Below are 22,970 nucleotides of genomic sequence, written 5' to 3'. Positions count from 1 at the left end.
TTAATTTTAAAGGCGGGAAATAAAATGAAAAAATTATTATTATCTTTTATGTGTGTATCACTACTAGCTCCAATTCCTGGAACTTTAATTGATGTTTACACATATACTGAAAGACCTATTGAAGATAGGTTTACAAATAACTATCACTTACAAATACAAGAAGCTGGAATGATGAATGATATTCAAGGAGGCTTTTATAGAAACGGTGTATGACATGTATATTACTTGTATACAGCAGATTTTAGAGTAAATCCTTATGGTAAAAAATTTGGAAATAAAAGTACAAACTTTTATCATGCAACAACAACCGATTGAATTCACTGAGATTATAAAGGTATTGCATTATCAAGAGATTTAACAAGTTATGGTGATGTTTCTAGTGGTTCTATCTTTGAAGATGTAGATAACTTGTTTGGACTGGATGAAAGATTTGAAACAGGTCAAGGAAAAGGTCAAGCAAAAACTATTATTTCAATGACAACAAGTTATGGAAAAGGTGCTCAAAACATTTTGGGTTACTATTCTTTGGATGATGGATATTCTTTTAAAGCTTTAAAAGACACTCCAATAATTGCAAACGAACAAAAACTTGGTGAAGATAGAAATATGAGAGACCCATTTTTCTTTACTCAAAAAGATGATCAAGGAAATACAAAATACATTATTTATAATGCAGAAAATGATAACTTTGGTGTTTGAGTTTCTTCAAACCCACTAACAGGTTATGAGAGAGTAGGACAATACAATGCAAAACATCCAATGTTAGAATGTCCAAATCTTTATAAAATGAAAATCCAAGGAACCGATGATTATAAATGAGTTATGTTTTATGGTGGAAATAGTGGGTGAGGAGAAGACAAAGACGATCTTTCAACTGGTACTTTTTATGTAACAGGAGATTTAGACGAAAACTTTGTTTTCAAAGCTGATAGCGAAACTAAAAGATTAGACTTTGGACCAGATTATTATGCTGCTAACTTTTGAAAACAACAGGGTGTGTTTTCAAATGAAAAAGTTGAATCTTTAACAACAACTGCTTGAGTAAGTAATTGAAACTATCACTATGTAGTTCCTCATGATGGAAGAATTGGAAAAATGTCACTTGCAAGAAATCTTACATTAAGTCAAAATGGTAAATCTGATTTTACAATTAATTCTGATTATATTGGTTTTGATGATTTGGCTGCAACTGAAAACAAAGAATTTGAAAATGAAAAACAACTTAGTTTTTCAAATAATTCTTTCAAGTTAGATTTAAACTTAAAAGACATTAAAGATAATTTATCTCTTTATTTTAAAGACTCAACTTATTCTATAAAAGTAGATATAGATCTTAAAAATAATAAAGTGTCAGTTAAAAGAAAAACAGCTTATAAAATTTTAAAAGAGAGAAGCGATTATCAAAAAGAAAGAATCTTTTCGTTATCTGATTTTGATAAAAACAACTTCAACTTAGAAATTTATTTAGATAAAACAGTTTTAGAATTAAAGTTACCTGATGGTAAAACATTTACAATAGGAAAAGTAATTGATAGAAAAACAAAAGAATCTTTAACTATTAGTTCTGAAACTTTAACTGGAAGTTACAAATTCTATGATTTAAATAATATATAAATCAACTAAATGTTGATTTTTTTATTTTCAAAATATAAAATTACAGTGTTAAATTATAATTTGAAATGAAATGAATGAAGAAAAAATGAATAAAATAATTACTAATTTAATATGGATAGGAGGGATTGAATGGGTATTTTTTTTGAAATACTATATATATTTAACTTTTTATTTGACCAATTGATGCTATATATCGTTGGTGAATATATTTTTAACACAAAAATCATAATAAAAACTGCAGATTCAATGAGTTTTGGAACACAAGTGGGAGGTATCATAATTTTATCTACACTATTTATATGTTTTGCATTGTTTTGTTACCGACATTATAAAAAAAGAAATGTAATATTTAGAAATGATTATATTTTTAAGAATAGGATTAAAAAAAGTTTATGACTGATCTTTAAAATAATATTTATGTTATTTTTAACAGTTCTAATTCTAAAATATACTTTTTATATGATGGTTTTATGAGAAAAAAAACATCTAGATTTAAATGCTAATGATTTTTTAAATAATTACAATGAAGATGAATTTCTAAGAATGGTTAAGGATTTGATGTCAAACATATCAATTAAGGATTTTGAGAGTGATTTTACAACATATACAATAACTTTTATATTCTATTACTTAATAGAGTTTATTTTTGTCATAATGTTAGCATCAATTGCTTATAAATATATTTCTATAATTTTATTTACAATACTTAATTTAAAGAAAAAAAATATTTTTTTTGAAGAAAGAATTTATTTTGATGAGAATTACTGTTATAGAATGTTTATTTTGTTTATGTTGAATTTAGGTTTTTTAATAACAATTAAAATAACTATGCTTATGATGATATACAAGAAAAATTCTGAAATGATAGATAAAGTTTCACCTTATGCATTTTTTGTGATAGCGGCAATGTTTTTTACTAAATTTAAGGTTTCTAAGATTATTTTATTAAAACCAAAAATAAATTCTCAATATAGGGATATGTATAAAATTAAGTACAATAGAAGTTTTTTTCCGATTCAATTTATATACAGAAGATTTTTATGAAAAAGTCATATTAGATTGATTATTTTTGAAGATTTAATGATTAAAAAAATCTACAATATTTGCGAAGAAAATAAGCAAGAAGCTAAAATTGCTAATTTTTTGATATAAAAAAATTTTTATTTAGTTTTAGAAAATTTTTATGAAAAAAAATGTCAAATTATGACATTTTTTTGTTTTTTTCCTTAAAAGTTGATATTATTAATTTGTGTTTTTATGTGTGGTAACTTGTTTCTAAAATAAGGCTAAATTTTATATAAATTAAAAGAAACTATACCAACACATTACTATATTTTTATATTTAACTCAAGTATGTTTACATTTTATTAAAGCTAAAAGTGCTAACTGGTTTTAATAAAGTGTAAAAGATTTCATTTGAGTTTTTTCTATGAAAATATAGATATGGCAAACATCTAGAAGGAGAAAAGAAAGAAATGAAAACACTTTTAGCATTATTAGGAGGATTAACAGCAACTGGTGCACCAGCTGGAGTTTTAATTAACACAGCTATTGCAAGATTGGCAGATGGTGAAGGGGTTGTTGTAGCTTCACAACCAGATATGTATGGTGAAGCTACAGGATACGACAAAAATTGACTTACTGAATATCAAAAAAATGGAAGTGGAGTTAAAAACCCTAATCTAACAAGTGATAACGGGTACTTTAAACACGAAAGGGCTTTACAAGCTTATCACGACCCTATGCTTGGATATGATCTTGTAAAAGATATCCCTACACAAGATAATGAACCACTTAAAAAAGTTCTTGAAGTTAAAGGTTCATGAAACTTAACTGCACCAGGAATTAATAAGTTATATCAAGTTTCTTCAGAAGTCGATAGAGCTAACGGAAATGCTGAAGTAAATTGAAAAAGAACTGGTGGTTTATACCAAGTTGTTAAAGATGAAGATTTAAATATTAATTATAATAGAGTACCAAATACTGAAGATTTTTGAGAAGAAAGTACAGATCTTGATGGTAAAGGAATCAGCGCTGTAACAACGCACCCTTTTTCATATGTTGATAATTCAGGAAGAAATTATTCAAGGTATTTAATGACAGGTAACCCTGACAAAAATGCTGTTAATTTTTTTGATGTTCTTAACCCAGATGTTAGTCCTTTGCAAATACATATTCCTGAAAAAGCAACTGTTGGAAAAAAAGATTTACTGTTTAATAAAACTTATGGAAAATTGCTATCAGTTTTTCAAGATGGAAACGCTAATGAAGACAAAACAGTTTATATTACAGTTAACTATTCAAATGAAGGGGTCGATGCAAGAGGAGCGATTGTTCAATATAAACTTGATTTATCAAATTATTTAAACACAAGAAATGGTGACTTAACTATAATAGATGCAGAAGGTAAAGCTACTACTGAACTTACTTTAACTGAATCAAACATTTCTGCTTCTTGACCTGATAGTGATGTGAATATGAATGCAAATTTAAATTTTTATTATTTTGTTAATTCTAATGGAGACATTACATTTTCTGCATCATCAGATCAAGATAAACCGCAAATTATGTATACTGCAGGTAATAATTAAAAAAAAGAAGTAGAAATTAATTCTCCTTTTAAAGATCATAATTTAAAAATAACTAACGTTGCAAATACAATGCATAAATATTATGGAGGTCAAAAAGACTATTCAATAGTATCTGCAATTTATGCAGTGACTGAAAATGCAAAATGAGTTGAACAACAATTTATTTCTTATCTTGATTTTACAAGTAGCGACAAAGCAGAGCTTAAAAACTTATTTAGAGTAGACCTTTTTGATAATAATGAAGTGGGCCAAGAAGAATATGGACAAGAATTAAACGATGTTATAAATATGATTTCATTCTATGATAGAACAAATAAAGAATATGTTATAGCATTCACTACAAACTTAGGAATGTATTCTTATGTTTATAAAACAGAAGCTGATTTTGCTACAAGCAACTCAGTTGCTTATAAAGCATTATTTTTGAAATCACAAAGAGTTAATTTAACTGAGGGGGCATTAGAATCTCCGGCAAGTGTTCAAATCAAAAAAGGTTCATTAAATTATATAGATGGAGAGTTGTACTTTTTAACTGACTATTTCACAAAAGTTGGATTGTCAAATTTTAAACCAAATTTAGAAAAAACTTACATAAGTAACGCTTATAAAAAAGTGTCATTAGATACTTTATTAACAAATGAACTAATGCAAATTGATAGTCAACAATTAGGTTCTTTAGGAACTGTTGAAGAAAAAGTTGCCGCTTTAAGAGATGAAATTAAAGAAGATAATTTAGATCAATTTACAAATACAAATTCAGGAGATAGATCAGTTGGTGAAATATTTAGAAAGTCAACTTTAAAAACTAGTGATTCTGGAGACAACTGAGACTTTGATATTCAAATTGATAAAGAGACTCAAAAAACATTATTTCCAGAAAACACATATGGAGATTTTGCAGAAGATGCAACAGTTAAACTGGTAGCAAATGAAAAATCATTTACTTCAAGAGTTAGCGGTTCTGCAACTAAAAATATTGCTGTAAAATATAAATTACCTTATGATCTTGTAAAACTTAGAAGTGCTTTAAGCGAAAAATACAATAACAATGTTTTACAATATGATAACTTTAATCACATCATTGGACAAATTTACAGTGATGTTCAAGAAGTATTGGAAGATTCTGTAAAAATTAAATCTCAAGACAGACCTATGTTTCCAAGAAGTTCTCAATACTGACAAATAAACAATTGAGCTGGTGATGATACTTCATCAAGTGAATGGGCAGCAGATTGAGGATTGTTTGCAAACGCTCCCGTTGAAGGAGAAAATGGTTATTATTCAGCAACTCTTTCAAATATAAATATTAAAATTGGTTCTGCAAAAGATGTTAAAGATTACTTTACAATCGGACAAAATATCAAAGAAGAAGATTTTGAAGCAAATGGTATTTTTAAAGATGGAGACTCTTTATACATTAGACTTGCGCCAATAAATGTTAAATTTAAATCTGATAGTAGATTAATTAAGACAGCGCTTGAAGCTGAAAATAGAGCTAAATTTGAATTGGAAATGGAAAATAGTAAAAAAGAAGCTCAAAAAATTCAGTTCAATGGTAGGGGATTTAATGTGGGTTCTTCAAAAGAAGAAATTCAATGATTATTAAATAAACAAAGTACATTACTTCCTGGTTATAAATTTGGAATTGATGAAGTACAATGAAAAAAAATACAATCATCAATCAAACCTTATGACACTACAATTACTGTTTGAATGTATGATGCAGCATTTACTTCACCAAGTGCGCCAAGTATTAATACTTTTTTAACAGCAAATGCAATAGAAGTACAAGTTAAAATTCTTGGTCTAACAGAAGTAAATCCACTTCCACAATGAATTATTCCAATTCTTACAGTTGGAGGAATGGCTCTTGTTGCATCAACAGTATTAATGATTTGATTTATTGCTCGTAAACGTCACTATAAACGTGCTGTTGGTAAAGAACAAGCTAAAATTGTTGCAGCAAGAAGAAAAGAAGCTAAAAAAGCTCTTAAAGGAGAAAAATAGTATATGAAAAAACTTATATCTTTATTAGGAGCAATGGCAATTTCTGTACCTGCTTCGTCACTTGCTATGGCAAATAGTTTAAATAATAGTGTTAAAGATGCATTTTCTAAATTAGAAACTAAAACTTTTAAATCTGGTTTAGTTAACATGGATTTAACAGAATCTCAAAAAAGTGATCTAGGTTCATTTGATACAGTTTCTTATAATGGGAAATCTACATTTGTATTTGCTTCAAAAACTTCAACAGCAATCCAATCTCTAGATTATGATAAAAACGGAAAACCTTATATTAGAGAACTTATTATAGATGATTTGATAGACGAAAAAACGTTTATGCTTTCCTTGTATACAATTGGAGACTTTCTTTATGTGGTAAGTTCTTCTGTTACATTCCAAATTTCTAATCAAAAAATTATTGAAGCTTTGGATAAAGGAGAAACTCTAAATTTAAGTAAAGATAGCAAAATGATAAGTAATGGTGGAAGTGATTTTCAAGAAGTTTTAAATAAAAATGCTAACAATCAATTTCTAGCAAGTATCTCATCTAGCACTAGTATAACAATTACAGTAGCTGAAGATGGAACTTTTACAAGAGGTGAACAACGAAACGTTACTTTAGATAATCCTGATGATGTTTTAAGGTGAACTGCAAATACTGATGGAATTTTAGCAAGATATAAAAACGGTTCGGTTGTTTATGTAACAACTGCGGGTAAATATCCTTTGAAATCAACAGATAATGTTTCAGTTTATGAAATTACTAAGGAAAACCTTTTCCACGTTATTAGAGAAGATAAATTCTATTCTTTGACATTTGATGCTAGTGGAAATCCTACAGAAACTTATTTAGCAGATCTTCCAGAAGGAATTGTTGTAAAAAACATTACAGAAACTTTAATAGGGGGTGTTCACACCATCTATGCAAATACTGATAGAGGAATAGTGATTTTTAAAAGTGATTCAGGTTATGTAGACTTTTCAAAACCAGATACTTATGACTACCAAATATTGGGTGGTCCTTCTCTATACACAAACCGTTTAAGAATAGTTGGTAACATGTTTGTTGGTATTGACTATGTAAACGGAAGAATTGATTCGGTTCAAGAAGCTGTAGATATGAGTTGAGTAAGTGATCAGACTATTAACTTGGAAAAATCAATTTTATCAGCTGGTGATAGAACTGCTATTGTAAATGCAATTAAATCAAAAGTTAGTGCACTTTCAAATGCAAAAGCAGATGAACTTGCAAAACTTGAAGATAGAGATTGACAAGCAATGATTGACACAAGTGCAATAACTTCAAATTTAACAACTTCACAAGACTTTAACAAATGATTTACTAAAGCTCCAATTGTATTGGGAAGTGGATTGGGTTATGTTACAAGTGGTACACTTAATGGAACTACAAACGAAGAAAGTTTAGACTTTTTAAGTAGCAAAACAATCACTTATACTGATGCAGTTGAAGCAAAAACTTATAGTGGTGAAGAATTAACTAACATGATTGAAGTAATTAATACTTTAATTAAAAAACAAGATTCTAATCTTGAAGTTGATGCTTCAAAAACTACAAGTTTAGAAATTACTAATCAAGGTGATGTTTTAAAAGTTAATGTAAAACCAGTTTCAACAATTCAGACATCAACTTCATTATCAGGACAAATTAATGTTGAGTTTACAAAAGTTGCTGTTGCAACTGATTTAGCACCAATTAAAACTGCTATTGAAGCTAAAACAATTGATGTTGAAAAAAAACTTGATGTAAATGCTTCTAAAGCAGATTTCAATGCGTTACTACAAGATGCAATAAAAGATGTTGAAAACATTGACCAAGTTAATGTTGAAATAGCAGATCCTTTCACAACACCAGTTGCTGGTGAAGCTGGATTTAGCGCTGACTTAGTAATAACAGATACAGTTATTACTGTAAATAAAGTTGATGCAAAAATTAAATTTGTAAATGTAGCTGCACCAAAAGTAGAAATTTCAGGTTCATGAGAAAATGGAATAGACCCAACTCAATTACTTGAAGGACAAAGTGCAACTTACGTATTAAACGGAAGTGCAGAAGACCTTGGACAAATTAGTGCAAGTGTTAATAATACTGATGCATTTGAAGTTAAAGTTGAAGGTAATAAAGTTATTATTACTGCAAAAAAACCTGGAGATGCAATACTTACAATTCACGCAGAAAACGGTAAAGAAGACCAAACAATAACTGTTAAAGCATTTTCATCAGAACTTGAATATGATATTAAAGAAACTGTAAAAATTAACCAAGGTAAATCAAAATCATTTGCTTTACCAAATGCATTTGCATTTGACCAAGACAGTTTTACAGTTACTTCAAGTAGTGAAAACAACTTAACTGCAACAATTGACAAAAACGGTAAAGTTTCAATTAAAGCTGTTTTATTCGAAACAGAAGGACAAACTTACACAGTTACTGTTAAAGCAAAAGATAAAAGTGGAATTGAAAGAACTTTTGACATTACTGTTGAAGTTCTTCCAAAAGCACCATTCCCAATTTGAGCAATTATTTTAATTGCCTTATTAGGAGCTGGAGTTGCTGGAGTTGGACTATACTTCTTAATTCTATTCTTATTTAGAAAATACCAAAAAGATGCTCACAAGAAAAAACGTAAATCAAGAGCAAGAATAGCTCAAATTGAAGCAGATAAAGAAGCTGTTAAAAAAGCTAAAGTTACAAAAACTGCAAAAATTAAACACGATAAAGGTTTAGAACGTAGTGGAGTATTTGAAAGAGACTTAGAATTCAACAATGAAAAACTTGAAGATCCAGAATACACTAAAAAATATGTAGATCTAGACTTAGTTGATGATGATACAGTGGTAAACCACTGAGCAACTGATGCAGAACAAGCAAGTGAAGAAAAAGCTAAAGGTAAATCTAAAGCTAAAAAAACTGTTGAAGGAAAAGACAAAGAAATTGAATTAGAAAAAGATATTAATGATAGAGTTAATAAACTTAAAGATAAATCAAAAGACAAAAAATAACAATCTAAATAAAAAAATAATGTAAAATTTAATTGGTAATAAATTTTACATTTTTTTATACGAGGTGAAAGATGAAAACAATTATTGTATTGGCAAATCCAAAAGTAGATAGTTTTAACCACGCAATTGTCAAATCGATATGTGAAGGTTTTGACCAAGTTGGTGAAGAATATGAAATTTGAGATTTATATAAAATGGGTTTTAATCCTGTAATAACAGAAAAAGAATATCAAAAATTTGGATATGGTGAATTAGTTGAAGAAGATGTGAAAAGTATGTATAACACACTTTTAAATGATACTCACAGACTTGTAATAGTATATCCATTATCACACTTTAATATGCCAGCAATTCTTTCAGGTTTCTTTGAAAGAGTATTTGTTGGAACAGCTATTAGTACTGGGGATGGAAAACTATATTTCAAACCAATGTTAAACATTGAAAAAACAGTATTAATTCAAACCTCTTTAGGTGAAAAAACTTTATCTGATAAAGGTTTTGATCTTTATCAAAAAGATGAAGTGGTTGAAATTTCTTTAGAGAAAATAGGATTATTTAATATTAAGTTCTATCATTACACCGATTTAATTGAATCAAAAGAAGAAGATAGAAAAAGATTTTTAGAAAGCATTAAACAAAGAGCAATTGAAGACACAATAAAAAGTTAGCTATAGCTAACTTTTTCTTTATTTATTTATAACATTCATAAACTCAATGTTATTTTCTAATTCTTTTAACTCAAAACCTTCTTTTCAATGACCTGGATAAACTCTTGTAGATTTATCAAAGTTATTTCAAATGAATTTTAAAGCATTGTCATATTTTTGTTCGTCATATCCTGAATTTGGAGTATCTCTAAATCCAATTTTATCGATAAAAGCAGTGTCACCAACAAATAATAATCTTTCATCTTGAGCATAATATAATACAGATCCACTTGTATGCCCTTGTGTATAAAATGCTTTTAAAGTAAATTTACCATCAAACAATGATATTTCATTGTTTTTATCTTTTTCTATATAAAATAGGTGTAAATTAAAATCTTGAGGCATTTGTCAACGATATTGTTCATGTCTAAAACTACCGTTTTTGTTCATGTCAAATAGTCCATCTTTATCATCAAGACCAATTCAAATTCTTGCACTTGTTGCGTTTTTTAATTGTTCCAAACCTTTTGTGTGATCAAAATGCTTGTGTGTAAAAAATACATCAGTTACTTCTAAATCCTTAGCGTTTAAAAAATCATTGATTTTTTCAACACTTAGAGCTAAATCTATTATTATGGCTTTTTTGGTTTGATTATCATAAATGATATATGAATTAATTTCTAAAGGTTCTTTTGTTTTAATGGTTTTTAATTCTATGTTTCTTCCAACTCTCTAATTTAATATCAAATATATTATTTCACTATTTTTTAACAAAAAATAGTGATAATTTAATTAATTTTATAGTTTTTTATATAAAATTAATTTTAGAAAAGAAGTAGGTTTTAAATATGAACTCAAGAGATTTGGCAGTTACAATTATTTGTTCTATTTGATTAATTTCTTTAATAATTTCAGGACTTTTAGCTTTGGCTTATCAAAATAAGCTTGTTGGTTATAAACAGTTAAAAGAATCTTATAAGAAACAAATAGAAGAATTACAAAATGGTTATAATTTAGTTAATGTAGAGATCCACCATCAATTAAAAGAGGGTGAAGTTTGTCATTACTTTGCACAAAACCAACAAGTTTATTTTTCTGTAAAAAGAAAAAAAGGTAGTTTTGAAGCAATTGAAGCAAATAAAGATTATAAGAACTATTTTAAAGCTAAAAAACTGGAACTTACAACTGCTAATGTTTATTTAACAAATAAACACGTTTTATTAGAGTTTAAAGATAAATATTTAAAAGAAAACATTGAAAACATTTCAATTGTTCCTTATGTATTTTTTTACATCAATTCATGAATTGATGGTTGCGAAATAATAGTTAAAAATCAAAGATTTTTAATAGCAAACAATAGTGCAGAACTTATTGTTGCTTACAAAAAACTTATTAATAGAAAAGAGGAGAATTAATTATGTCAAAAGTAATAACAGGAATAATCTTAATAAGTTTTTGTTCAGCTTTATTTTTAAGTGCTGTAATTTTTATGACTATTAAGTTATTTAAACTTAAAAAACTTGAAAACCAAAGAATTTTTAAAAACAAAACTTCATATATTTGATTTTATATAATAGTATTTTGTTTAACTCCACTATTATTTTGTTCAAGTTTAGGACTTGGAATTTATTCATTAACTTTAAACGAAGAAAGTGCAAAAGAAATTACACTTGCATTTAATATAGTTTATTTAGTATATGTTGGTTATATCTTAATTGTTATTTTAGTTGGTGAAAAATACTATAAATCTATGATAGTTGTTCAACAAAATGATATTTATTATTTTGTTGATGGAACTAAAATTGCAAAAAGCCAAATCGTAGGCTTTAATAACACTTTAAGAAGGAATGTATTGATCATAAACTACTTATCTGAGGGTAGAAATGAAGTTTACTATATTAAGTATCACTGAAGCTTAAAAGATTGATTCCTAGAGAAAGATAATTAGAAAAGGTAGTAAATTTTGCTACTTTTTCTTTGTTTTAATTCCAGGGTTTTTGGTTATTGTTGTGTAAAGTGTTAGGAAATAACACTATATTTAACACAAACTAAAAGTGGAATTGACAATTAAATTTATTTTTAAGTAAAATCACCATATTTACTAGGTTTTTATTTGCATAATAATTTTTCTTTTTTAACACTTTACACTATAATAAGGTTAAAGACAAAAGGGAGAGATTATTATGCTTGAACGTTTTTTAAACAAAGAAGAAAAGAAACTTTTTTCTCATAAAAACTTAAAAAAAATAAAAAAACAAGACTTTTTTGCTTATTTAGAAATGGAAGAAGCTCTTTTAGAGTCTCTTAAAAAGAAATATAGATTAGACAGTATTGATAATCCAATTACTGAAGAAGAAATAGAAAAGCAAGAACGTTTTGTAAAAAGATTAAACGAGTATTATTATGATGTTGTATTAATAGATCCTAAAAAAGGTCAAGATCCTTTAAAAAATCTTGATAAGGAGTTTGAAAAATTAATCAAACCTTATGAAAGAATTCAAAGAAAACAGTTGAAATAGAAAAAGAATAATATGATAAAACAAGCTAAATTTATAAAATCAGCAGCAGCTAAGAAAGATTGAATTTCAGATGATATGTCTGAAATTTGTTTTGTTGGAAGAAGTAATGTAGGAAAATCAACATTTATTAATGCTCTTACAAATCAAAACAAACTTGCAAAAACAAGTTCAACACCAGGAAAAACTAGATTGTTAAATTTCTTTGAAATTAACAATGGTCAATACAGAATAGTTGATGCTCCAGGTTATGGATATGCAAGAGTTAGTTTTGATATGAAACAAGGTTTTGCAGAAATGATGGAAGAATACTTAACAGAAAGAGATAACTTAAAAGGTGTAGTTCAACTTGTTGATTTACGTCATAAACCAACAAATGATGATGTTGAAATGTATAACTTCTTTAAAGGATTTAATATTCGAGTATTAATAATTGCTACAAAACGTGATAAATGTAAAAGAAATGATATTGTAAAAAATGAAAAATTAATTAAACAGACTTTAGGTATGGATAAAGATGATTTATTTATATCAATCAGTTCAACAAATAAGGAAAACTTTGAAAAAGTTTTTGGATTAATTGAAGAATTTATAAAGTAATGAGATCACATCTCATTTTTTTTATTTAAAAATTTCTTTATATAAAGCTATTTTTAAATATAATAATCTTGTGAGGTAAGAAAATGAGTGAATATAAAAAGATAGCTGCAACAGATTTAGATGGAACTATTGTTGATAGGAACAATAAAATAAGTAAAACAAACTTAGAACTTATTCAAAATTTTATGGATAAAACAAATAATGCTTTTACAGTTGTTACTGGTAGAAATTATTTTCTAGCAGAAGAACATGTAAATAACTTAAAAGTTACACTTCCAGTAATTACAACTAATGGAATTAGTGTAATTGACCCAAAAACTAAAAAATACATTGCAAAAAATCATTTTTCAAAAGATGAGATCTTTAAAATTATCGAAATTTTAAGAGAAGGTGGAATCGGATATGATTTACTAGGTGATTTTGATGCGTATTTAACTAAAGATTCAGTTAATTGTCGTTTATTTGAAAACACTAAATTTAACTTATTAGACAGTAAAGATGTAATCTTTAATGTCTATGAAAACCAAGAAGAACTTTACAAGAACATTAAAGAAAAAGTAAATGAAATGCCTTCAATCTATGTTGAATGTAGTGATGAACAATACAAACAATTTGTATTAAATCTACTTAAAGATTTAGACATTGAAGTACTTGAATTTATGTATGCAAACAGAATAGTTTTAGAATTCTATAAAAAAGGTAGTGGAAAAGATTGAGGTCTTGACCAATTAAGAAAATTCTTAGAAATAGAAGATAAAAACAACGTTTATATCTTTGGAGATGAATTTAATGATTATCCTATGTTTAAAGAATACAAAAACAGCTATGCTGTAGGAAATGCTATTGAAGGTATAAAAAAACTTGCAAAAGAAGTTATATTAGATTTTGATAAAGATGGTGTAGGGATTAAATTAAATGAATTAATCCAAGAATTTAATTAAATTAAAAGCAATAAAATTTTTGATAATTTTATTGCTTTTTTATGTGTCATTTTTTGTCTATAATAAGAGTAATGTTAATTAACAAAAAATATAAAAAGTTGAATAGCATAAAAAATAAAGGGAAATTCAGAGAGTTACATTTTGTAAATGATAATTACTACAAAAAACATTATGTTTAAAATGTTTTTTTCTGTTTTAACTTTATTTTTTAAAAATAGTTTATTATTAAGATACTAATTTCAAATCTTATTTAGAAGATTTGAAATTAGTATGTAGAATTTGAAGGGAATTATTATGAAAAAATTATTAATTATTTTAGGAAGTTTTACATTTGTTATTTCATCAAGCACAACAACAATAGCTTGTGAATTAACCAGTAATCCAAAACCTCAAAAAACTACTCCATTTGAAGCACTAAAAAAACAATTAGAGGATCAATTAACAGCCGATGGTATTGATTTTTATTCAACAAATGAAGCAGTCACCCATATCAGAATTGAAGAATCTGTTGCTGATGGTGTTTTTGAAAATAACATAAAAGCTCCAACTGGTTTAGAACAAGTAGCATTCAGTAGGGCAGAAGCAAAAGATATGAACACTATTTCAATATATTACTTTGAATCAGTTGCTTCAACAGAAGATGCTTCAGTTTTTAAATGAGCAAAAGAAGAAAAATTAATTCAAGTAAGAATTAAAATAAAAAATTTTTATTATGCTGGAGCTGAAAATTTTATAAAAGAAACAGAAATTTTATTAGATGCCGATAATAAAAAATATGGTGATGAAGATGAAATTCGAAGTGTTTTGGGTAAATTACTTGAAAATCATGAAAAAGGAATATTTTTATCTACAAACACAAGTCCCACTGGTATTGGACAAATTGTTCCACATTTACAAAATATCACTCTTGAAGGAAACGTATTTACGATTGTTTATAAATTGTCTGAATCATTTGCAACAGATAACTTATTATTAAACAATTTTGAATGAAAAGAGCTTGTTTCAGAATATGTATTTACAGTATCTTATAATGGAACTGTAGATTAGAAAGTTTATACAAAAAATAGTTCTTCTACTTAAACAACCAGTACACACGAAAAAGAAAAAAAGGCTGAAGAATTTATTAAAAATATAAATTCACAAGTACATAACATTAACTTTTAAGTAAATAAAATTAGTAGTGTAAAATTAAATGAATTTTCTATGCTTAGTTTTAAATAAATGATTTTTTATTAAAAACTAAGCATAGTTTTTTTATGTTTGATTTTGCTATTTCAATATTGGGCAAAATAATTTATAATATATTTATATTTATTTATATCAACCAAGAAAATATCAATAATAATCAATGTTTATGGGGGCAAAATTATGAAAAAACTTATGGGATTATTGGCAACAATTTCACTTACTTCTTCTGTTACAACAAGTGTTGTGGCTTGTGGAGAACCTGTTGTAAATGAAGTTGAAACACATGTAAATAATTTAAAGGATATGGTTTCTGATATTGCTTCAGAAAGTTTTAGTTCGCCAGAACACGCTATTGAAGTTATTAAATCAAAAATTGCTTCAAACAGTGAAAATGGGGTTTTTGTTGGTAATGAACAACCAACAAAAATTCACCAAGTTTTATTTAGTGATGCTTTTGCAAATGAAAACAATAATTCTGTGACAATTGTGTATAAAATTTCTGAAATTAACATTGCAGATCCTTCAACTTTTGTTTGGGGTAAAGAAAACAACTTTACTCAATCAATAAAATTAAAAAAACCAGTTATTGAAGTGGTAAGTGATTTAATTTTAGAAGTGGGGCATGAAATTGAAGTAAACTTAAAAGTTAGCGATGCAATTGATGACAATATTCAAGCAATTGCAAAAGACACAGATTTAATAGATTTAACTTTAGAAAATAATAAGCTAACAATAACTGGTTTAAAAAAAGGTACAACTTCTATTACTCTAAAAGCAACAGGAGCACAAGATAGAGTGTTTAATGTTGAAGTTAAAGATGATGTATTTCCTCCTTTTATTAAGGTTGATAAATTAAAAAATAAAACAGTTGTTGGTTTTGAAGAGGAATTTGAAGTTGTTGTGAATAATCCAACACTTGCAACTTTATATGTAAGTTCGTCAGATACAAGTGTTTTAACTACAACATTAACTCCAATCACAGCTTCAAAAGGAAGATATATTTTAAAACTTAAAACAAACAAAGTTGGTTCTGCAAACATTAAACTTACTTACAGTGGTGCTGAAGATTTAGAATTTAAAATGAATGTTGTAAAAGTTCCAACAATTGGAGCAATTAAAGATATAAGTATATTAAGAGGTTTTTCAAGTGAAGTAAATATTAATTTAGAATCAGAAATTGATGGTGAATTAAGTGCAAATATAAATGAACAAGATCTTGCAAATATTTCCCTAACAGACAAGGTTTTAAAGATTGATGCTTTAGAATTGGGAACAGCTACAATTACTGTTCAATATTCTTTTGCACAAAGTGTAACTTTTAAAGTAGAGATTTTAGAAGAACCAATTATTCAACCAATACAAGACCAAACATTAAATATTGACCAAACAATTGAAGTGCAAGCAAATATTTCAAATGCAACTGAAGACTTAATTGGTGTTGAAGGTTATGATAACAAAATAATAAAAATTAATTTAAATAATAACAAGTTAATAATCACAGGTTTGATGGATGGCGAAACTAATGTAACTGTAACTTACAAAAATGCTAAATCAATTACTTTTAAAGTTACAGTTTACAAACCAGTTATAAAACCAATAGAAGATCAAAGAATGGCTATTAATCACAGTGCAAATATTGAAGTTATAATTGAAAATGCAAATGACAATAATTTTGAAGTTAAAGAATTTGATGAAAATTTAATTTCAATTATAAGAAATGGAAACAAATTGGCAATTAAAGGTTTAGCGTTTGGTTCAACTTCTGTAAAAATATCTTACAAAAATGCACAATCTGTTGTATTTGAAGTATATGTAGAAAAACCTGTAATCAAACCTATAGAAAATCAACTTTTAAATGTAGACTCTATTTCAAAAATAATTGTTGAATTAGAGTATGAGAATGGAAGTTATATAACTGCTAAAAGTGAAAATGAAGATATAGTAGAAGTTTTGGTACAAGGTAAAGAAATTTCTTTAAAAGGATTAAAACCTGGTAAAACAAAGATTTTTGTAAATTATGGTGATGCACCAGAAATTAGTTTTATAGCAACAGTAGATAAACCAATAATTCAAGAGATTGATGATTTTGAATTAGAAGTTGACAAACAAGTTACTATAAAAACAAAAGTGTTTAATCATTCAAAAGCTCAATTAGAGTTTGAAAACGAAAACAAAGACATTATTGAAGTAAATCTTAAAGGAGATGATTTAACAATAATTGCTCTTAAAGAGGGAACTTCAACAATTACTTTAAAATATGAATTTGCAGATGATGTAACTTTTACAGTTACAGTAAAATAATAAATTTAATAGTTTAATAAAAGTCTCTTTAGCATAAATTTTTAAGTGTTAAATTGACTTTTTTTACTTTATAATATTTTTAGGTAAAAATAAAGTAATTATCTATATTGCTATATTAACAATTAAACGTATAAAACGTATTTTTTATAAATCACAATACTAATCTATTAAATATTAAAAGGGGATATATAAATGAAAAAATTATTAAGCATATTGTCTGTAATATCGCTTAGTGCAACAACTAGTGGGCTTGCTGTTGCATGTTTGGATGCTTCACCAATTCCGAACTTGGGAAAAGAAATTATGGATGATAACATTGACAAAGTTGTAAATAAAGGATTTGCAACACCAGAAGCTGCTTTAGAAGCTGTTAAAGAATCAATTAAAGCAGATCCTGAAAATGGATTGTTTGTTATTGAAAATGGTGTTATACCAAAACCTACTGATATTGACCAAACTTTATTTAGAAGTGTAGATTTAAATGCACAAAAAACTAAAGTTGTTGTAACTTACAGTGAATCAATTAATGAAAGTGGAAACCTTTCAAATATAATTTGGGGACCAGAACAAAGTTATGACAGAACTATTAAAATAACAAGACCAGTAATTCAAGAAATTGCAAATCAAACTTTAATTATAGGACAAGAAAAAACAATTGATGTAAAAGTTACAAATCCAATTGATGGTGTTGAATTACAAGTTGTTGTAAGCAACAACAATTTTATAAGCGCTTCATTAAAAGATAATAAATTAACTATTAAAGCAATAGGTGTAGGAAGTTCTGCAGTTACTTTAAAATACGAAAATGCAGAAGACTTCACATTTATAGTTACTGTAAATGAAAAACCAAAACCTGTAATTACAAAACCAAGTGACCAAACTTTAACAGTTGGTGAAAGTAAATCTGTAGATGTTTCAATTGCAAACCAAGATAATGGAACTTTAACTGCAGAATCTGATAAAACAAATGTTATTGAAGTAAAAGTTGAAGGATCAAAAGTTTCATTAACTGCAAAAGCAGCTGGAGAAGCAACAATTACTTTAAGTTATACTGGAGCTGAAAATGTTTCTTTCAAAGTAACAGTTAATGAAAAACCAAAACCTGTAATTACAAAACCAAATGACCAAACTTTAACAGTAGGTGATAATAAATTTGTAGATATTACAATCACTAACCAAGATAATGGAACTTTAACAGCATCTTCTGATAAAGAAAATGTTGTACAAGTAAGTGTTGATGGAACTAAACTTTTATTAAATGCAAAATCAAGTGGAACTGCAGTTATTACTTTAAGTTACCCTGGTGCTACAAATGTTACTTTTAATGTAACTGTAAATGATAAACCTGTTGAAAAACCAGTTATTGCAATACCAAGCGACCAAACTTTAACAGTTGGTGATGAAGAAAAAGTTATTGCAATAGAAATAGAAAACCCAACAAGTGAAGGTGAATTAAAAGCAAGTTCAAGCAGCAATGATATTGCAACAGTATCTGTTGATAAAGAAACAAATAAAGTTTCAATCCATGCTGTAGGTAAAGGAGAAGCTACAATTACTTTAAGTTATCCTGATGCAGATAATGTCACTTTCAAAGTAACAGTTAAAGAAGAAGAAAAACCTGTTGAAAAACCTGTGATCACTTCTCCTGATGACCAAACTTTAACAGTTGGTGATGATGATAAAACAATAACAGTTGCAATTGCAAATGCTACAACTGATGGAAAATTAAGTGCAAGTTCAAGTGATGAAGAAATTGCAACAGTAAGTGTAACTGACTCAAAAATTACAATAAGTGCAAAAGCAGCTGGAACAGCTACTATCACTTTAACTTATCCTGATGCAGATAACGTCACTTTTAAAGTAACAGTTAAAGAAGAAGAAATACCTGTTGAAAAACCTGTGATCACTTCTCCTGATGACCAAACTTTAACGGTTGGTGATGATGACAAAACAATAACAGTTGCAGTTGCAAATGCTACAACTGATGGAAAATTAAGTGCAAGTTCAAGTGATGAAGAAATTGCAACAGTAAGTGTAACTGACTCAAAAATTACAATAAGTGCAAAAGCAGCTGGAACAGCTACTATCACTTTAAGTTATCCTGATGCAGATAATGTCACTTTCAAAGTAACAGTTAAAGAAGAAGAAAAACCTGTTGAAAAACCTGTGATCACTTCTCCTGATGACCAAACTTTAACAGTTGGTGATGATGATAAAACAATAACAGTTGCAATTGCAAATGCTACAACTGATGGTAAATTAAGTGCAAGTTCAAGTGATAAAGAAATTGCAACAGTAAGTGTAACTGATTCAAAAATCACAATAAGTGCAAAAGCAGCTGGAACAGCTACAATTACTTTAAGTTATCCTGATGCAGATAATGTCACTTTTAAAGTAACAGTTAAAGAAGAAGAAAAACCTGTTGAAAAACCAGTGATCACTTCTCCTGATGATCAAACTTTAACAGTTGGTGATGATGATAAAACAATAACAGTTGCAATTGCAAATGCTACAACTGATGGAAAATTAAGTGCAAGTTCAAGTGATGAAGAAATTGCAACAGTAAGTGTAACTGACTCAAAAATTACAATAAGTGCAAAAGCAGCTGGAGAAACTACAATTACTTTAAGTTATCCTGGTGCTGATGAAGTTACTTTCAAAGTAACAGTTAAAGAAAAAGAACCAGAAATAATTAAACTTGAAGTCAATGACATAATTAATAATGAGGATGTCAAAAAAATACAAAATCTTTCTGATTTAAACGCTGTAAATGAAGCTTTAGGAAAAATAAAGATCACTGGAGTTTCTTCATTAAAAGCTTCTACAATAAACGATACTGATGTAAAAGTTGAAATTAGCTTAGAAGAAAATTATTCAATTGATGAAACTAACTTTACAATAACAAGCGCTATTGCTAAAAAAGATGTTGAGTTAGACATGAATGATATCAAAGATGATTCTCAATTTGAAGCAATTAGTAACTTAAAAGATTTAGCAGAAGTAAATGAAAAACTTAAAGACATTTCAATTGAAGGAGTTAAATCAATTACTGCATCTGCAATTAAAAATAATGATACTGATGTTTTAATTACAATTGAACTTGAATCAGGCTATACTCTTGGAAGTCAAGAAAATACTTTTACAATAATAAACGCTATTGCTAAAAAAGATGTTGAGTTAGACATGAATGATATCAAATCTGATTCTCAGTTTAAAGTAATTAGTAACTTAAAAGATTTAGCAGAAGTAAATGAAAAACTTAAAGACATTTCAATTGAAGGAGTTAAATCAATTACTGCATCTGCAATTAAAAATAATGATACTGATGTTTTAATTACAATTGAACTTGAATCAGGCTATACTCTTGGAAGTCAAGAAAATACCTTTACAATAACAAACGCTATTGAAAAAGAGGTTGTTAAAACAGAAATTAAAGTTACTTCAATTTCTGAAAATGAAGATATTTTAAATATTAAAGATAAAGCATCTTTACAAGAAGTAAATGATGCTTTAGCAGAATTGGTTAAAAATTTTGAAGGAGTTACAAAACTTGAAGCTACTTTAAAAGAAGGTAGTGAAACTGATGTAGTTATAACTATCACAATTGATGATCAAAATTATACTATCGATAATGCTACATTTGACTTAAATGGAGCAATTAAAACTGCAGAATAATTAAATCCTTAAAAAGATGCAAAATAAGGCACTTTTTCGGATTTTTTTTCATTTTTTCTAAAATTAATAGCATTTTTTTTTTTTTTTTGTAATACAATGTTAGTGAGAGGTCAAGATATGAGTGTATAAAGGAAAAATACAAAATTTATAATAACTAATTTAAGAAAAGTTTTTCTTGCCTCCAATTAGTCACGACTAACGAAAGGGAATTTATGAAAAAATTATTGTCATTATTGGCTGCTACAGGATTGGTAGCCACCACTAGTGCAACTGTTGTTGCCTGTGGAGATAAAGCTCCTGATAAAAGCAGTGTTTCGTTTTTAGATAATTTAAAAGCTAAAGTGAAAGAAATTGCTGAAAAAGGATACTTAAGTGGGGATTTAGCATTAACAGCAATAAACAGCGATGTTAAAGCAGATCATGATAAAGGAATCTTTGTTGGAGATGAAAGCCCAACAGCTGTAAAACAAGTTTTATTTGTTAAAGCAGAATTAGAAACTAATAATACAAGTTTGAAAATTACTTATAAAGAATCAAAAGCTGATTCTAGTGATTCATCAAAATTTGTTTGAGGAGATGAAGCAACATTTACTCAAGCTATTACAATTGTTACACCAAGTATTACTGCAAACAAAACAGCAACAGTTCAAACTGGAAACTCAGTTGATGTTGCATACTCAATTGAAAATCCAAAACCAAATACTGTTTTAACTGCAACTAGTGCTAATCCAGATGTTGCAACAGTTACAGTAGGAGAAGATAAAGTAACAATTAAAAGTGTAGGAAAAGAAGCAGCAACAGTTGATATTACTTTAAAATATGAAGGAGCAACTGATTTTGTAATTATAGTTACAATTCAAGAAGAAGCAGTATCTCCTGAAATTACAGCACCTGGAAAACAAACTGTTGTTGAAGGTAAAGAAGGTTCAGTAAACGTAACTGTTAACCATGAAACAACAGAAACTTTAAAAGCAGACTCAAGTGATACAACTATTGCAACAGTTTCAGTTGATGGTAAAAAAGTAACTTTTAAAGGAATTAAAGCAGGAACTGCTACAATTACTTTAAGTTACACAGGAGCTGAAAGTGTTACATTTGAAGTAGAAGTAACACCAGTTGCATCTATTGCAAAAATTGATGACCAAACAGTTAAAGCTGGAGCAAATGGTTCTGTAAATGTAACAATTAATAACGGTGGAAATGGAACTTTAAGTGCAACTTCTGCATCAACAGAAGTTGCCACAGTTTCGGTTTCAGGGACAACTATTAACTATACTGGTGTAAAAGCAGGTGAAAGTGTTGTAACAGTTAAATATACTGATGCACAAGATGTTACTTTTAAAATTACAGTATCAGCAGCAGATCCAATTATTGGAAATGTATCAAATCAAACAGTTAAAGCTGGTGAAAGTGTAAATGTTAATGTTTCAATCACAAACAAAGTTGAAGGAAAAACGTTAACAGCAACTTCATTAGATGAATCAATTGCAACAACTTCAGTTAATGGAGATGTTGTAACTGTAACTGGTGAAAAAGCTGGTAGTGTTAAAATTACACTTAAATATGATGGAGCAACTGAAGTTTCTTTTGATGTACAAGTAACACCAAAAGATCCAACAATTGCAGATGTTTCAGACCAAACAGTTAAAGTTGAAGAAACTATTGATGTAGCAGTTTCAATTGAAAACAAAGTTGGTGGAACAAATTTACAAGCAACTTCTAAAGATGAATCTTTAGCAACAGTAACAGTTGATGGAGATACTGTTAAAGTTACTGGGGTAGCAGAAGGTGAAGTAACAATTACTTTAAATTATGGAAGTGTCTCTAAAGAATTTAAAGTAACAGTTGAACCAAAAGGTGAATAATTGCTTT

General features: G+C 27.6%; 16 protein-coding genes. 15 read left to right on the top strand and 1 reads right to left on the bottom strand.

The annotated features are described in order from the left end of the window. Positions 1-24: 24 nt before the first annotated feature. The 6 genes from SCHIN_RS03740 (at position 25) to SCHIN_RS03715 (ending at position 9,898) form a co-directional block, all read left to right on the top strand. Positions 25-1,614, top strand: coding sequence for a glycoside hydrolase family 32 protein (locus SCHIN_RS03740; RefSeq protein ID WP_166508301.1), 1,590 nt, complete (start codon positions 25-27; stop codon positions 1,612-1,614). Positions 1,615-1,743: 129 nt separating this feature from the next. Next, complete coding sequence (locus SCHIN_RS03735) at positions 1,744-2,766, top strand: hypothetical protein (protein WP_166508300.1); 1,023 nt, start codon at positions 1,744-1,746, stop codon at positions 2,764-2,766. Positions 2,767-3,089: 323 nt separating this feature from the next. After that, a complete protein-coding gene (locus SCHIN_RS03730; protein WP_166508299.1) occupies positions 3,090-4,205 on the top strand; it encodes a hypothetical protein in 1,116 nt (371 codons plus the stop codon). A gap of 69 nt (positions 4,206-4,274) precedes the next feature. Continuing rightward, the gene (locus SCHIN_RS03725) at positions 4,275-6,212 is read left to right on the top strand and encodes a hypothetical protein (protein ID WP_166508298.1); all 1,938 of its coding nucleotides are present in this window, start codon (positions 4,275-4,277) and stop codon (positions 6,210-6,212) included. A gap of 3 nt (positions 6,213-6,215) precedes the next feature. Beyond that, a complete protein-coding gene (locus tag SCHIN_RS03720) occupies positions 6,216-9,230 on the top strand; it encodes a hypothetical protein (RefSeq protein ID WP_166508297.1) in 3,015 nt (1,004 codons plus the stop codon). Between the two features lie 71 nt (positions 9,231-9,301). Further along, positions 9,302-9,898: an NAD(P)H-dependent oxidoreductase gene (locus tag SCHIN_RS03715; RefSeq protein ID WP_166508296.1), complete on the top strand. Its 597-nt coding sequence runs from the start codon at positions 9,302-9,304 to the stop codon at positions 9,896-9,898. 18 nt (positions 9,899-9,916) lie between these two features. Here SCHIN_RS03715 and SCHIN_RS03710 read toward each other — a convergent pair whose 3' ends face one another. Then, complete coding sequence (locus SCHIN_RS03710; protein WP_279535549.1) at positions 9,917-10,555, bottom strand: MBL fold metallo-hydrolase; 639 nt, start codon at positions 10,553-10,555, stop codon at positions 9,917-9,919. Positions 10,556-10,725: 170 nt separating this feature from the next. Here SCHIN_RS03710 and SCHIN_RS03705 point away from each other — a divergent pair, with 170 nt between their 5' ends. The 9 genes from SCHIN_RS03705 (at position 10,726) to SCHIN_RS03665 (ending at position 22,963) form a co-directional block, all read left to right on the top strand. Further along, entirely contained in the window at positions 10,726-11,292 is a 567-nt protein-coding gene (locus tag SCHIN_RS03705) for a hypothetical protein (protein ID WP_166508294.1), read from the top strand. A gap of 2 nt (positions 11,293-11,294) precedes the next feature. Beyond that, positions 11,295-11,825 carry a hypothetical protein gene (locus SCHIN_RS03700; protein WP_166508293.1) on the top strand — a complete coding sequence of 177 codons (531 nt, stop codon included), beginning with the start codon at positions 11,295-11,297 and terminating at the stop codon, positions 11,823-11,825. 235 nt (positions 11,826-12,060) lie between these two features. Further along, positions 12,061-12,396: a hypothetical protein gene (locus SCHIN_RS03695; RefSeq protein WP_166508292.1), complete on the top strand. Its 336-nt coding sequence runs from the start codon at positions 12,061-12,063 to the stop codon at positions 12,394-12,396. Between the two features lie 12 nt (positions 12,397-12,408). Further along, positions 12,409-12,993: a ribosome biogenesis GTP-binding protein YihA/YsxC gene (gene yihA / locus SCHIN_RS03690; protein WP_166508291.1), complete on the top strand. Its 585-nt coding sequence runs from the start codon at positions 12,409-12,411 to the stop codon at positions 12,991-12,993. A gap of 83 nt (positions 12,994-13,076) precedes the next feature. Then, complete coding sequence (locus SCHIN_RS03685) at positions 13,077-13,934, top strand: HAD-IIB family hydrolase (RefSeq protein ID WP_166508290.1); 858 nt, start codon at positions 13,077-13,079, stop codon at positions 13,932-13,934. A 294-nt stretch (positions 13,935-14,228) separates the two neighbouring features. After that, positions 14,229-14,981, top strand: coding sequence for a lipoprotein (locus tag SCHIN_RS03680; RefSeq protein WP_166508289.1), 753 nt, complete (start codon positions 14,229-14,231; stop codon positions 14,979-14,981). 321 nt (positions 14,982-15,302) lie between these two features. Further along, on the top strand, positions 15,303-17,423 hold the full coding sequence (locus tag SCHIN_RS03675) for a Vmc-like lipoprotein signal peptide domain-containing protein (protein WP_166508288.1): 2,121 nt from the start codon (positions 15,303-15,305) through the stop codon (positions 17,421-17,423). Positions 17,424-17,615: 192 nt separating this feature from the next. After that, positions 17,616-21,098, top strand: coding sequence for an Ig-like domain-containing protein (locus SCHIN_RS03670; RefSeq protein WP_166508287.1), 3,483 nt, complete (start codon positions 17,616-17,618; stop codon positions 21,096-21,098). Between the two features lie 212 nt (positions 21,099-21,310). Further along, positions 21,311-22,963: a lipoprotein gene (locus SCHIN_RS03665; protein WP_166508286.1), complete on the top strand. Its 1,653-nt coding sequence runs from the start codon at positions 21,311-21,313 to the stop codon at positions 22,961-22,963. Positions 22,964-22,970: the final 7 nt, after the last annotated feature.

Origin of the sequence: Spiroplasma chinense, assembly GCF_008086545.1 — a bacterium.
Lineage (GTDB): Bacteria > Bacillota_I > Bacilli_A > Mycoplasmatales > Mycoplasmataceae > Spiroplasma_A > Spiroplasma_A chinense.
The sequence above is the reverse complement of the archived record's forward strand: the minus strand, read 5'-3'. Positions and strand labels throughout refer to the sequence as shown.